This window comes from Kluyvera sp. NPDC087067 (assembly GCF_044745165.1).
In the GTDB taxonomy this organism is placed as follows: domain Bacteria; phylum Pseudomonadota; class Gammaproteobacteria; order Enterobacterales; family Enterobacteriaceae; genus Kluyvera.
In genome coordinates this window covers 96441-109495 of sequence record NZ_JBIUZS010000008.1, presented here as the reverse complement: position 1 = coordinate 109495, position 13055 = coordinate 96441, and the positions used below count along the sequence as shown (strand labels likewise).

13 protein-coding genes are annotated in these 13055 nt (G+C 55.3%); 7 read left to right on the top strand and 6 right to left on the bottom strand.

Translation table 11 applies throughout. The features are described from left to right. Window positions 1–10 precede the first annotated feature (10 nt). A complete protein-coding gene (gene bepA, locus ACIPDS_RS18800; protein WP_166516024.1) occupies window positions 11–1474 on the bottom strand; it encodes a beta-barrel assembly-enhancing protease in 1464 nt (487 codons plus the stop codon). A 216-nt stretch (window positions 1475–1690) separates the two neighbouring features. Here bepA and ACIPDS_RS18795 point away from each other — a divergent pair, with 216 nt between their 5' ends. Continuing rightward, window positions 1691–2764, top strand: coding sequence for an AI-2E family transporter (locus ACIPDS_RS18795; RefSeq protein WP_400739037.1), 1074 nt, complete (start codon window positions 1691–1693; stop codon window positions 2762–2764). A 526-nt stretch (window positions 2765–3290) separates the two neighbouring features. Here ACIPDS_RS18795 and bcp read toward each other — a convergent pair. Next, complete coding sequence (bcp, locus tag ACIPDS_RS18790; RefSeq protein WP_166516026.1) at window positions 3291–3761, bottom strand: thioredoxin-dependent thiol peroxidase; 471 nt, start codon at window positions 3759–3761, stop codon at window positions 3291–3293. Next, window positions 3758–4333, bottom strand: a complete 576-nt coding sequence (locus tag ACIPDS_RS18785; protein WP_400739034.1) for a glycine cleavage system transcriptional repressor — start codon at window positions 4331–4333, stop codon at window positions 3758–3760. The genes bcp and ACIPDS_RS18785 overlap by 4 nt, the downstream gene beginning before the upstream one ends. Before the next feature lie 154 nt (window positions 4334–4487). On the opposite strand from ACIPDS_RS18785, the gene dapA reads away from it, so the two are divergent. From dapA to ypfH, 6 genes are all read left to right on the top strand, one after another. After that, the gene (gene dapA, locus ACIPDS_RS18780; RefSeq protein WP_062774442.1) at window positions 4488–5366 is read left to right on the top strand and encodes a 4-hydroxy-tetrahydrodipicolinate synthase; all 879 of its coding nucleotides are present in this window, start codon (window positions 4488–4490) and stop codon (window positions 5364–5366) included. A 16-nt stretch (window positions 5367–5382) separates the two neighbouring features. Beyond that, entirely contained in the window at window positions 5383–6417 is a 1035-nt protein-coding gene (bamC, locus tag ACIPDS_RS18775; protein ID WP_400739030.1) for an outer membrane protein assembly factor BamC, read from the top strand. 108 nt (window positions 6418–6525) lie between these two features. Beyond that, window positions 6526–7239, top strand: coding sequence for a phosphoribosylaminoimidazolesuccinocarboxamide synthase (gene purC / locus ACIPDS_RS18770; RefSeq protein WP_166516029.1), 714 nt, complete (start codon window positions 6526–6528; stop codon window positions 7237–7239). Window positions 7240–7408: 169 nt separating this feature from the next. After that, window positions 7409–8278, top strand: coding sequence for a neutral zinc metallopeptidase (locus ACIPDS_RS18765; RefSeq protein ID WP_400739026.1), 870 nt, complete (start codon window positions 7409–7411; stop codon window positions 8276–8278). Window positions 8279–8294: 16 nt separating this feature from the next. Beyond that, a complete protein-coding gene (locus tag ACIPDS_RS18760; RefSeq protein ID WP_400739280.1) occupies window positions 8295–10295 on the top strand; it encodes a tRNA(Met) cytidine acetyltransferase TmcA in 2001 nt (666 codons plus the stop codon). A 76-nt stretch (window positions 10296–10371) separates the two neighbouring features. Continuing rightward, complete coding sequence (gene ypfH, locus ACIPDS_RS18755; protein ID WP_400739023.1) at window positions 10372–11070, top strand: esterase; 699 nt, start codon at window positions 10372–10374, stop codon at window positions 11068–11070. Between the two features lie 140 nt (window positions 11071–11210). Here ypfH and ACIPDS_RS18750 read toward each other — a convergent pair whose 3' ends face one another. The 3 genes from ACIPDS_RS18750 to ACIPDS_RS18740 are packed head-to-tail and all read right to left on the bottom strand — an operon-like array spanning window position 11211 to window position 12975. After that, on the bottom strand, window positions 11211–11411 hold the full coding sequence (locus ACIPDS_RS18750) for a YpfN family protein (RefSeq protein WP_062774430.1): 201 nt from the start codon (window positions 11409–11411) through the stop codon (window positions 11211–11213). Between the two features lie 30 nt (window positions 11412–11441). Then, window positions 11442–12569: a succinyl-diaminopimelate desuccinylase gene (gene dapE, locus ACIPDS_RS18745; protein ID WP_400739019.1), complete on the bottom strand. Its 1128-nt coding sequence runs from the start codon at window positions 12567–12569 to the stop codon at window positions 11442–11444. A 46-nt stretch (window positions 12570–12615) separates the two neighbouring features. Beyond that, window positions 12616–12975 carry an ArsC family reductase gene (locus tag ACIPDS_RS18740; protein WP_400739016.1) on the bottom strand — a complete coding sequence of 120 codons (360 nt, stop codon included), beginning with the start codon at window positions 12973–12975 and terminating at the stop codon, window positions 12616–12618. Window positions 12976–13055 lie beyond the last annotated feature (80 nt).

Below are 13055 nucleotides of genomic sequence, written 5' to 3'. Positions count from 1 at the left end.
GTCTCTCCTGTTACATTTTCTGGTAAGGGCGGAAGCGCTCTTGCAATTGCCGCAGCTGGTCAATACGCGCATCATAACGTGCCTGTTGCAGGCTGCGCAGTTTCACTTGTGCGCTGGCTGAGCTTAACAGGGAAATCGCCTGGTCCAGTCGGCCGACTAAAGCCATGTTTTCGGCACGGGCGGCCAGCTCCTGGTCGCGGTTGCCCAGCGTCGATTCCGCCTGAGCGAGCAGCTCCCAGCCGTTTGTATCATCTTTGTTTTCAAAGGTATAGCGATTAAGAATGGTTGCGGCTTCACCGGCCTTGCCGCCTTCAAGCAGGGCGTTGGCGAGGTTCAACTGCAATACCGGGTTGGTTCGCAGCTCGCGCGCGTTCTTGAGTCGATTAATCGCTTCGTTAGTTTTGTTCTGACCGAGGTCAATATCGGTTGCCAGATCCAGATACCACGCGTTTTGCGGATCGGCGCTTAACAGCGGCTGAAGCTGTTTGCTGGCTTCGGCAAAATTTTTCGCTTCCATCGCCAGCAGCGCACGACCATATTGCGCGGCATGCTGCTCGCGAATATTGCCCTTCGACCAGCTATCGAGCAAATCGCTGCCAAGCTGATTTTTCCCGGAGTTATACATGCCAAGCGTACGTGCTTTGGCAAAGTAGAAATCGGCGGAGGATTGAACGACCACCGAACGCATCTGGTTGGCGCGGTTACGCGCATCCGCCAGACGGCTTTCCGGCAAGGGGTGAGTCAGCAACATTTCCGGCGGACGTGACGAATAGCGCGACTGATCGAGCAATTTCTCCATAAACGCCGGCATTGCCTGTGGATCAAATCCTGAGCGTTGTAGCACCTGAATGCCGATGCGGTCTGCCTCTTCTTCATTCTGGCGAGTGAAGCTGATCATGCCCTGCTGGGTCCCCGCAAGCGTACCGCTTAACGCCGCCATACCGGCCTGCGGACTTGCCATTGCCAGCAGGATAGATCCCAGCGCGCCAACCCAGGTCAGCGGGGCGTTACGCTTTTGATCTTCCATCGCGCGCGCCAGGTGGCGCTGGGTGACGTGCGAAATTTCGTGCGCCATTACCGATGCCAGCTGGCTTTCTGTATCAGAGTAACGGAATAACGCTGAGTGCAGCACTACGTTACCGCCGAAGAAGGCGAAGGCGTTGATGTCATCGTTATTAATGAGATAGAAATGAAACGGAGTTCGAACAGAATAGGCGTGCGAAACCAGCCGCATCCCCAGAGAATTAACGTACTGGACCAGCAACGGGTCATTTATTAGCGGTGCGCTGCCGCGCAGTTGTCGAACATAGTAATCCCCCATCTGCATCTCCTGACCGATGGAGAGCGTGCTTCCTGCGGACGTGCCCATGTCCGGCAGATTATCCGCTGATTCTGCAAATGCAGGAGCTATCTGGCCGAGCGCAAGTGTCGCAATAAGGGATGCCAACAGCGTTTTTTTCAACTGCCTGAACATAACCTCGTTTCCTGTAATATGGGATGTGCCTGTTTTGACCCGCAGCATACCGTTACGTTCCGTAATGGGCTGCTTAGCGAGTGTATCTATCTGCTTACTTATTGAAAACGATAATCGCGCGATTGCCGGGATAAATACAAAAAGCGAAGTCTTTTTTGTGACATTTAGATACACTTCACGTTCTGTATGAAAACACAGGCCTCAGGGAATAGATTTATGCTCGAGATGTTAATGCAGTGGTACCGTCGCCGGTTCAGCGACCCCGAAGCGATTGCCCTGCTGGTGATTTTAGTCGCTGGTTTTTGCATTCTGTTTTTCTTCAGTGGCCTGCTCGCGCCGCTGCTGGTGGCTATAGTGCTGGCCTATCTGCTGGAGTGGCCGACCGTGCGTCTGGAGCGCCTGGGCTGGTCGCGTACCTGGGCGACAAGCGTGGTGATGGTGCTGTTTATCGGCATTTTGCTGCTGATGTCATTTGTCGTGATGCCGATTGCCTGGCAGCAGGGTATTAATCTTATCCATGATATGCCCGGCATGCTCAATAAACTGTCCGATTTTGCCGCCACTTTGCCGCGTCGTTACCCGGCGCTGATGGATGCGGGCATCATTGATGCCATGGCGGAGAATATGCGCAGCCGAATGCTGACTATGGGCGACTCAGTGGTCAAATATTCGGTCGCGTCGTTAATGGGGCTGTTGACGCTTGCGGTCTATCTGGTCCTGGTTCCTCTGATGGTCTTTTTCCTCGTCAAAGATAAAGAGCAGATGCTCAACGCCGTTCGCCGCGTTCTGCCACGTAACCGTGGGCTGGCGGGGCAGGTGTGGAAAGAGATGAACCAGCAGATCACCAACTATATTCGTGGCAAGGTGCTGGAGATGATTGTCGTCGGTATCGCCACTTGGCTCGGCTTCCTGATGTTCGGCCTTAACTACTCGCTGCTGCTGGCGGTACTGGTCGGCATATCGGTTCTTATTCCCTATATCGGCGCATTTGTGGTCACCATTCCGGTGGTTTGCGTGGCGCTGTTCCAGTTTGGTCTCGGTACGGAGTTCTGGAGCCTGTTTGTGGTGTACCTGATAATCCAGGGGCTGGACGGTAATTTGCTGGTGCCGGTGCTGTTTTCAGAGGCCGTTAACCTGCATCCGCTGGTGATTATTCTGTCAGTGGTGATTTTTGGCGGGCTGTGGGGATTCTGGGGCGTGTTCTTTGCCATTCCGCTGGCAACGCTCATTAAAGCGGTGGTTCATGCCTGGCCGGACGGATTGGTTACGCAAGAGGAAACCCCAAATTAACGAGTAGCCCGGGATGAGTACCGACATTTCCCGGCGTCGCTGCGCTCGGCCGGGCTACCCTCGAACGTAGGCCGGATAAGGCAAAGCCGCCATCCGGCAATGTGCGCGGTTAAGCCTGATGGCGCGAAGCTTATCAGGCCTACGATCATCTACTTCCAGGAGTAGCCCGGGCGAGGCGTTTACGCCGACCCCGGGATGAATGCCGGTGCTTACCGGCGTCGCTGCGCTCGGCCGGGCTACCTTCGAGCGTAGGCCGGATAAGGCAAAGCCGCCATCCGGCAATGTGCACGGTTAAGCCTGATGGCGCTACGCTTATCAGGCCTACGATCATCTACTTCCAGGAGTAGCCCGGGCGAGGCGTTTACGCCGACCCCGGGATGGGTGCCGGTGCTTCCCGGCGTTGCTGCGCTCGGCCTGGCTACCCTTGAGCGTAGGCCGGATAAGGCAAAGCCGCCATCCGGCAATGTGCACGTCTATGCCTGATGGCGCGAAGCTTATCAGGCATAAACATTATCGACTTACCCGATTAGGCGTTAGCCTTTAGCCAGTCCAGCACGATATCGTGGTGGTTGCTGGTTTTGAAATCATCAAACACATGCTCAATTTTACCATCAGCGTCGACCAGGAAGCTGATGCGGTGGATGCCGTCATAGGTTTTACCCATGAACGTTTTTTCACCCCAGATACCAAACTGCTCGCACACCTTGTGATCTTCATCGGAGAGCAGCGTGAAGTTCAGCAGCTCTTTTTCGGCGAAACGCGACAGCTTTTCAGGTTTGTCGGTGCTGATCCCCAGTACTTCAACGCCCGCTTTTTTCAGCTCATCCATGTTGTCACGCAGGCCGCAGGCCTGAACGGTACAACCAGGAGTCATCGCTTTCGGGTAGAAATAGACCAGGACACGTTGTCCCTGGAAGTCGGTCAAATTTACTTGCTCGCCGTCTTGATCGGGCAAACTAAATTTCGGTGCGATATCACCGGCTTTCAGTGGGTTCATTTCAAAGCTCCATCCTGTTCATCATGCTGGGAATAATTGACAACGTTTATACTGCCTTGCGCGCTCAATTCTGTACATAGGGCTTTGAACGCTTGCTCGATATTTGATGCATTTTTCGTAGCGGGGCTGTGGGCGGTAATCTGAATGAATAACTGTGCAGCACTTTCAGCGGTACCCGGTTGAGTACGCGAAACCAGCTCAGCAATATTCATTTCCCAGCTATCGAACAATGCGGTAAATCGCTCGATAATGTGCGGGGAATCGGGGACTTCCACCTGCACCCACACGGTGGCGGGCATCGCCGGACGCGGACGCGCGGTGGTGCGCTTCATCACAATCAATAAATCCAGCTCAGCGCCCTTAAGCGGCAGCGTCGATTCAATCAGGGTGATGGCGTTCCAGGTGCCGGAAAGCAGCATAATAAATGTGAACTCATCCCCCAGCATCGCTAACCGACTGTCCTCAATGTTACAGCCGCAGCTGCTGACATGACGGGTAATCGTATTGACGATGCCAGAGCGATCCGCGCCCAGGGCTGTAATAACCAGATAGTGTTGTAATGAGGCTGTCAAACCTGTTCTTCCTTTAAAAAGGTGCGGTATACCTTAGGAAAGCATAAAAAAAACCGGCATACAACATTCTGAAGGCCCTCAGTCTATTGCTTTTATTACAAGACCAAACGTACCATTGAGATTCATGTCCGCACGTCAGCACAGAGGATGGCCCATGTTCACGGGAAGTATTGTAGCGCTTGTCACGCCGATGGATGAAAAAGGTAATGTCGACCGTTCAAGCCTGAAGAAACTGATTGATTACCATGTCACCAACGGAACCTCGGCGATTGTGTCGGTAGGAACTACCGGCGAATCCGCAACGCTCAGCCACGAAGAGCATGGCGACGTGGTAATGACCACGCTGGAACTGGCCGATGGCCGCATTCCAGTGATTGCTGGAACGGGCGCAAATGCGACCGCAGAGGCAATAAGCCTGACCCAGCGTTTTAACGATTCCGGCGTTGTCGGTTGCCTGACGGTGACCCCGTACTACAACCGTCCGACCCAGGAAGGTCTGTTCCAGCACTTCAAAGCGATTGCTGAGCATACTGACTTGCCACAAATCCTGTATAATGTGCCGTCACGTACCGGTTGCGATATGCTGCCGGAAACCGTAGGCCGCCTTGCGAAAATCAAAAATATTATCGCGATTAAGGAAGCCACGGGGAACTTAAGTCGTGTTCATCAGATCAAAGAGCTGGTTTCAGACGACTTCATCCTGCTGAGCGGTGATGATGCTACCGGGCTGGACTTCATTCAGCTTGGCGGTCACGGCGTTATTTCAGTGACGGCGAACATTGCTGCGCGTGATATGGCGGAAATGTGTAAGCTGGCGGCTGATGGCCAGTTCGCACAAGCACGTATTATCAACCAGCGTTTGATGCCGTTGCACAATAAATTATTTGTCGAACCCAATCCGATCCCAGTGAAATGGGCATGTAAGGAGTTGGGACTTGTGGCGACCGATACCATGCGCTTGCCGATGACACCTATCACCGACCACGGTCGTGATGTAGTGGCATCCGCATTAAAGCATGCCGGTCTGCTGTAAAGTTTAGGGAGATTTGATGGCTTACTCAGTACAGAAGTCGCGCGTGGCGAAGGTTGCGGGTGTTTCACTGGTTCTACTGCTTGCGGCGTGTAGTTCCGACTCGCGCTATAAGCGTCAGGTGAGCGGTGACGAATCCTATCTGGATGCCGCACCGTTAAGTGAACTTCACGCGCCTGCGGGCATGATCCTGCCGATTGAAAATGGCGACTACAACATTCCGGTCGCTAACGGCAGCGGTGCAGTGGGTAAAGCGCTGGACATTCGTCCGCCAGCTCAGCCATTGGCGCTGGTCTCCGGTGCGCGTACCCAGTTTACCGGTGATACCGCTATGCTGCTGGTTGAAAATGGCCGCAGCGGCTCCCTGTGGCCACAGGTTGTCAGCATCGTTCAGGCGAAAAACTACACCATCTCCAAACGTGATGATGCTAGCCAAACGCTGACGACGGACTGGGTTGACTGGAACCGTCTTGACGAAGACCAGCAGTATCGTGGTCGTTATCAAATCTCCGTGCAGCCGCAGGGCTATCAGCAAGCGGTGATGGTGAAGCTGATTAACCTTGAGCAAGCTGGCAATGCCGTTGCCGATCGTGCATCGCTGCAACGCTACAGCGCCGAAATGCTCAACGTTATCTCTGCCGGTCTGGACAAGAATGCAACCGACGCCGCGAACGCCTCCCGAGGCTCTGCTGGCGCCACCTTCGATGTGCAGAGCGCGTCTGACGATACCGGCCTGCCAATGCTGGTGGTACGCGGTCCGTTCAACCAGGTATGGCAACGCCTGCCGGGTGCGCTTGAAAAAGTGGGCATGAAAGTCACCGACAGCACCCGTTCGCAGGGCAGCATTGCCGTGACCTATAAGCCACTGTCTGACAGCGGCTGGAAAGACCTTGGCGCAAGCGATCCGGGTCTGGTCTCCGGCGACTACAAACTTCAGGTCGGCGACCTGGATAACCGTAGTAGCCTGCAATTTATTGATCCAAAAGGCCATACGCTGACGCAGTCGCAAAATGACGCCCTGGTAGCCGTATTCCAGGCCGCATTAAGCAAGTAATTAAACAGGGCTGGAGCAATCCGGCCCTTTTTTCTGTATAGTGACGCAAACGTGTGCGTCGGCAGAAAAGCACAAATATTTATCTTAATTCTCACTGGAGTGACAAAGATGCAAAAGCTAGCTGAGTTGTATCGTGGTAAAGCGAAAACCGTATACAGCACCGAAAACCCGGATCTGTTGGTACTCGAATTCCGTAACGATACGTCAGCAGGAGATGGTGCTCGCATTGAACAGTTCGACCGTAAAGGCATGGTGAATAACAAGTTCAACCATTTCATTATGAGCAAACTCGCCGAAGCGGGTATTCCGACCCAGATGGAAGCGCTGTTGTCCGATACCGAATGTCTGGTGAAAAAACTGGATATGGTGCCGGTAGAGTGCGTGGTGCGTAACCGCGCAGCGGGTTCGCTGGTGAAACGTCTGGGGATTGAAGAGGGCATTGAGCTGAATCCGCCTCTGTTCGATCTGTTCTTGAAAAACGACGCCATGCACGACCCGATGATTAACGAATCTTATTGTGAAACCTTTGGCTGGGTGAGCAAAGAGAATCTGGCGCGTATGCAGGAGCTGACGTACAAAGCTAACGACGTGCTGAAAAGACTGTTCGACGACGCGGGTCTTATCCTTGTCGACTTCAAACTGGAATTCGGGCTGTTTAAAGGCGAAGTGGTGCTGGGTGACGAATTCTCCCCAGACGGTAGCCGTCTGTGGGACAAAAAGACCATGGACAAAATGGACAAAGACCGTTTCCGTCAGAGCCTGGGTGGCCTGATTGAAGCCTATGAAGAAGTGGCGCACCGTTTGGGCGTGAAGCTGGACTAAGCTTTTGTGCCTTCCCGGCGTCGCATGCGCTCGACCGGGCTACATTTGAATTTGTAGCCCGGCCAAGCGAAGCGCCGCCGGGGCAGTTTCAATATATTTCCAGTGGTAATCCTTCCCGTAACCGCCTACGATCATACCAGTATATTAATAAGATAAGATCGAGGTAGTTATGCGTTGGCAAGGTCGTCGTGAAAGCGACAATGTAGAAGACCGGCGGAACAGTTCGCAATCCCCTATGTCTGGAGGTGGCCCAGGTTTTCGCATCCCTAGCGGCAAAGGCGGAATTATTTTGCTGATTGTCGTGGTGGTTGCGGGCTATTACGGGGTGGATTTAACCGGCCTGATGACCGGCGAACCAATGAGCCAGCAGCAAACCTCTCAGCGCGTCAGCAATCCAAACGACGACGAAGCCGCGAAATTTACCTCGGTTGTGCTCGCCACAACCGAAGATACCTGGGCGCAGCAATTTAAAGAGATGGGGAAAACCTATCAGCCGCCGCGTCTGGTGATGTACCGCGGCGCCACGCGCACCGGCTGTGGTACAGGCCAATCCGTGATGGGGCCGTTCTACTGCCCAACCGATTCCACGGTCTATATCGATCTCTCCTTCTATGACGACATGAAAAGCAAACTCGGTGCGGGCGGGGATTTTGCCCAGGGTTACGTGATTGCTCATGAAGTCGGACACCACGTGCAAAAACTGCTGGGTATTGAGCCGAAAGTGCGCCAGATGCAGCAGAACGCCTCCGAGGCAGAAGTAAACCGTCTGTCTGTGCGCATGGAATTGCAGGCCGACTGCTTTGCCGGCGTCTGGGGCAACAGCATGCAAAAACAGGGCATTCTTGAAGCCGGTGACCTTGAAGAAGCATTGAACGCCGCCCAGGCTATTGGCGACGATCGCCTGCAACAGCAAAGTCAGGGGCGAGTGGTTCCCGATAGCTTTACACACGGTACCTCCCAGCAGCGCTATACCTGGCTGAAACGCGGCTTCGACAGCGGCGACCCTGCCCAGTGTAATACCTTCAGCAAATCACTCTGAATTGATGTCTGACGTCATGGAAGAACTGCTCGCGCAGGCCGCGCGAATGAAGCAGGTTGGCATTCGCCGCCTGCTGGTGGTCAGCGGTGAGGCCGCATGGTGCGAGCAGCAGGCGCAGGCGTTTCGCCAGGCGCTGTCGGGGGATGTCCTGTGGGTCGGGCGTGAGCCCGCAAACGATCCTTTTTGCCTTCCTGCAAAGCTGACCACGCTGCTGGGACGCGAGTTTCAGCACGCGATATTTGATGCCCGTACCGGATTTGATGTCTCGGCGTTTGCCGCGCTGGCGGGCACGCTGCGCGCTGGAAGCTGGTTAATGCTGCTCGTGCCGCCATGGCAACATTGGCCCCGGCACCCGGATGCTGACTCCTTGCGCTGGAGCGACGCGCCTGAGCCCATCGCCACACCCCATTTTGTCGACTATTTTTGCCGGGCTCTAACCGCAAGCCCGCAGACGCTTATCTGGCGGCAGGGGCAGCCATTGCCGTCGCTGCCCGACATCACCTTAGCGGAATGGCGACAGGCGAACGGTCAGCCGGCGCAAGAACAGCAGGCTATTCTGACGGCGTTGTCCCATGCTACGGAACGGGTCTGCGTGATTACGGCGGAACGCGGGCGAGGGAAGTCGGCGTTAGCGGGGATGCATATTCAGCAACTGCATGGCGACGCTATCGTCACCGCCCCTTCGCGGGCTTCAGCAGAGGTGATTGCCGCCTTCGCCGGGGAGCGCTTCGAGTTTATGGCCCCTGACGCACTACTGGCATCGGACGTGGTTGCAGACTGGCTGGTGGTTGACGAAGCGGCGGCGATCCCAGCACCTTTACTCAAAAAACTGATGGCCCGTTTTCCCCGCGTTCTGCTGACCACCACCGTGCAGGGCTATGAAGGCACCGGACGGGGATTTCTGCTGAAATTCTGTGCCGAATTCCCGCTGCGGCTGGATTTCACCTTGAATCAGCCCATCCGCTGGGCCGCAGGATGCCCGCTGGAAGCGGTAGTTAACGATGCGCTTATTTTTCATGATGACGGTTTTACCTCGTTTCCCGAGGGCGAGCTGACGTTTTTGCCCGTTGCGCAATCGGCCTGGCAACGGCAGCCCGATGTTCCGGTGGCGCTATATCAGCTTCTCTCAGGCGCCCACTATCGCACCTCACCGCTGGATCTTCGCCGGATGATGGATGCGCCGGGGCAGCATTTTTTCTGCGCGCAGAGTGCCAATGGCCCAGCGGGGGCGCTGTGGCTGGTCGATGAAGGGGGATTACTGCCCGGATTGAGTCAGGCCGTGTGGGCGGGTTATCGTCGTCCGCGGGGGAATCTGGTAGCACAATCGCTGGCGGCGCATGGCGGTAGCCCACTGGCGGCGACGCTTAGCGGACGGCGAATCAGCCGTATTGCGGTGCATCCTCTGCGACAGCGCGAGGGGATTGGTCAAAAGTTGGTGATGCAGGCGCGGCAAAGCGCCGAGGACTGCGATTATTTATCCGTCAGTTTTGGCTACACCGATGAGCTGTGGCGCTTCTGGCAGCGCTGCGGCTTCACGTTAGTGCGCATCGGCACGCAGCGTGAGGCCAGCAGCGGCTGCTATGCTGCGATGGCTATGAGTCCAGTAACCGCCGCGGGCGCATCGTTAATGCGGCGAGAACATGCCCGCTTATGTCGTGAGTGGCGCTGGCTGAAAGATTGGGTGGATGAAAAAGTCCCGCTCGAACCTGTGACAGACACTATGCTTACCGATGATGACTGGCAAGATCTGGCGGGATTCGCTTTTGCTCATCGCCCACTGTTGGCGGTACTGGCTGGCTTGCATCAGCTTAGCGAGCGGGTAATTCTGCCGCTTCCTGCGCTGCGCGGACGCTTGCAGGGGCAGCAGGAAAGCGAACTGTGCGCCCGTTTAGGTATCAATGGCCGCAAAGCGCTGCTGGTGCAGCTTCGCGCCGAAACCGCTGAGGCAATGCGCAGCGTGGATCCTGAACGCACCCATCGGCTCGCGGAACAGATTCAGCAACTGCAATTTTTTTAACTGACTCATTCAGTTAAATGGCATGGTCATTATTCTGGTGCGGCGTAAACTGACCGACAAAACCAAGGAGACAGCCATGACACACGATCATTTTGTTGTTCAAAGCCCCGCGAAGCCCGCTCAACAGTTGCTGCTGTTGTTTCATGGCGTGGGCGATAATCCGGTGGCCATGGGCGAAATCGGTAGCTGGTTTGCTCCGCTGTTCCCGGATGCGTTAATCGTCAGCATTGGAGGCGCGCAGCCGTGTGGCCCCGCACCTGGACGCCAGTGGTTTTCGGTGGCCGGCGTCACCGAAGAGAACCGCCAGGCACGCGTTGATGCGATTATGCCCACTTTTATCGAGATGGTGCGTTACTGGCAAAAACACAGCGGCGTGAGCCCACTGGCGACCGCGCTTATCGGTTTTTCTCAGGGGGCGATTATGTCACTGGAAGGTATTAAGGCCGACCCGACGCTGGCGTCCCGAGTGATCGCCTTTAATGGTCGTTTCGCCACTTTGCCGGAAACGGCAAGTGTAGCGAACACCGTGCACCTGATTCACGGCGGTGAAGACCGGGTTATCGACCTTGCCTGGGCGGTAAAAGCGCAGGAGGCGATTCAGGCTGCCGGCGGTGATGTAACGCTGGATATCGTTGAGGATTTAGGCCATGCCATTGACGATCGCAGCATGCAGTTTGCGCTGGATCATTTGCGCTACACCGTGCCTAAGCACTATTTCGATGAAGCGTTAAGCGGCGGCACGCCGAACGATGATGATGTTATTGAAATGATGTAGCAGATCCCGGCGTCGCGTTGCTCAGCCGGGCTACTACGGCGCCGATTGCCGGATGGCGGCTACGCCTTATCCGGCCTACGCACTAAAGTGTTACCTATGTTCCCGGTTTGTACCAACGCGACGCCGGGTAATGCACCGAATTATTTCTTCGGCTGATCCTTCTTCGGCCAATCGTCGTCATCGTCCCACTTGTCGTTGCAGTCGCGATGCGGCGGCAGCTCAGGTTTATTGGCGAGGAATTTCTTATGATCGACGCGGCTAAGATCTTTGACCACGTTGATAAGCACCCCAACCAAAAAAACCAGCACCAGAATCCACCAGTATTTTGATAGCCAATCCATGCGTATTACCTCTTACTTACCGTTGCGCCATCAGGCGACAAGTTGTTCCATTATCCGCTGATACATCCGCGCCAGCATCTGCAGGTCGGCGGCGTTAACACATTCATTTATTTTATGAATAGTGGCGTTAACTGGCCCCAGTTCTACAACCTGCGCGCCCATCTGAGCAATAAAACGCCCGTCTGACGTGCCGCCGGTGGTCAGCAATTGTGGTTCTATTTCATTATAGTGCGCGATGGCGTTTACGACGGCATCCACTAATTTTCCGCGCGCGGTCAAAAACGGCTGTCCTGAGATCCACCAGTCGATGGAATAACGCAGCTGATATTTCTCCAGTAATTCCACGACGCGCGCTTTGATCATCTCATCCGTCAGTTCGGTACTGAAGCGGAAGTTAAACTGAACAAACAGATCGCCTGGGATCACATTATTGCTGCCGGTGCCGGCTTTAATATTGGCGATCTGCATGCTGGTTGGCGGGAAGAACTCATTACCTTGATCCCACTCGATGGAGACCAGTTCGTTCATCCACGGCGCGGCGCGGTGAACCGGGTTGTCGGCCAGATGCGGGTAGGCAACATGCCCCTGAACGCCGTGAATGGTCAGGTTACAGGTCATTGAACCCCGGCGACCGTTTTTCACCACATCACCGACCACTTCGGTACTGGAGGGCTCGCCCACCAGGCAGTAGTCCATCCGCTCGTTGCGCGCCATCAAGGCTTCCACCACCTTCACCGTCCCGTTGGTGGCGCTGGCTTCTTCATCAGAGGTGATAAGGAAAGCCAGGCGGCCCAGGTGGTTCGGGTGCTGAGCCACAAAACGCTCGGCGGCAATAACCATCGCCGCCAGCGAGCCTTTCATGTCGGCCGCACCTCGGCCAAACAACATGCCATCGCGAATCGTGGGTTCAAACGGCGGATTGATCCAGCGATCGGCATCGCCCGCCGGTACGACATCGGTGTGACCCGCAAAGGCCAGGGTTTCCCCTTTGCCGCGCCAGGCCCAGAAATTTTGGGTATCGCCAAAATCCATTGGCTCAATGGTAAAACCCGCGGCACGCAGACGTTCGATCATAAGCGCCTGGCAGCCCGCGTCATCCGGGCTAAGGGAAGGGCGGCGAATAAGCTGTTGAGCCAGCTCAATGACTGGGCAAGACATAAACTAGACCTCGTTATTTTCGGTATTGGCAAACCGGACAGTCGCTTTAGCGCAATTGCGCAAGCCATTGACCGTAACTGGCGTCGCTGAAACCCAGCAGCATAGGCTGTGCGGGCGCGCAGAGCAATGGGCGTTTGATGATTGCCGGCATTTCCAGCATCAGCGCAGCGGCGGCATCGGCGTTATTCACCGCGGCACGTACGCTCTCATCGAGCTTACGCCAGGTGGTACCACGTGTATTCAGCAGCGCCTCCCAGCCGAGTTCGGCAATAAAGCTCGCCAGCAGCTCAGCTGACAGACCATCAACGCGGTAATCGTGGAAGCGATATTCAACCTGATGGTCATCCAGCCAACGACGGGCTTTTTTAATGGTGTCGCAATTCTTTATTCCATAGAGGATTATCATTTTTCACCTTTATATCCGCAGGTTTTAGGCTTCGTTATTACGTTAGCCGTCGGTATTCATTTTCCAACCTAAAGCGGCTG

Bases quoted from the DNA above. Each gene is read 5' to 3' on its own strand.
- dapE (WP_400739019.1), bottom strand. From the start codon at position 12,569: ATGTCTTGCCCAGTCATTGAGCTGGCTCAACAGCTTATTCGCCGCCCT.
- bcp (WP_166516026.1), bottom strand. From the start codon at position 3,761: ATGAACCCACTGAAAGCCGGTGATATCGCACCGAAATTTAGTTTGCCC.
- ACIPDS_RS18795 (WP_400739037.1), top strand. From the start codon at position 1,691: ATGCTCGAGATGTTAATGCAGTGGTACCGTCGCCGGTTCAGCGACCCC.
- ACIPDS_RS18750 (WP_062774430.1), bottom strand. From the start codon at position 11,411: ATGGATTGGCTATCAAAATACTGGTGGATTCTGGTGCTGGTTTTTTTG.
- bamC (WP_400739030.1), top strand. From the start codon at position 5,383: ATGGCTTACTCAGTACAGAAGTCGCGCGTGGCGAAGGTTGCGGGTGTT.
- ACIPDS_RS18760 (WP_400739280.1), top strand. From the start codon at position 8,295: ATGGAAGAACTGCTCGCGCAGGCCGCGCGAATGAAGCAGGTTGGCATT.
- ACIPDS_RS18765 (WP_400739026.1), top strand. From the start codon at position 7,409: ATGCGTTGGCAAGGTCGTCGTGAAAGCGACAATGTAGAAGACCGGCGG.
- ypfH (WP_400739023.1), top strand. From the start codon at position 10,372: ATGACACACGATCATTTTGTTGTTCAAAGCCCCGCGAAGCCCGCTCAA.
- bepA (WP_166516024.1), bottom strand. From the start codon at position 1,474: ATGTTCAGGCAGTTGAAAAAAACGCTGTTGGCATCCCTTATTGCGACA.
- purC (WP_166516029.1), top strand. From the start codon at position 6,526: ATGCAAAAGCTAGCTGAGTTGTATCGTGGTAAAGCGAAAACCGTATAC.
- ACIPDS_RS18740 (WP_400739016.1), bottom strand. From the start codon at position 12,975: ATGATAATCCTCTATGGAATAAAGAATTGCGACACCATTAAAAAAGCC.
- dapA (WP_062774442.1), top strand. From the start codon at position 4,488: ATGTTCACGGGAAGTATTGTAGCGCTTGTCACGCCGATGGATGAAAAA.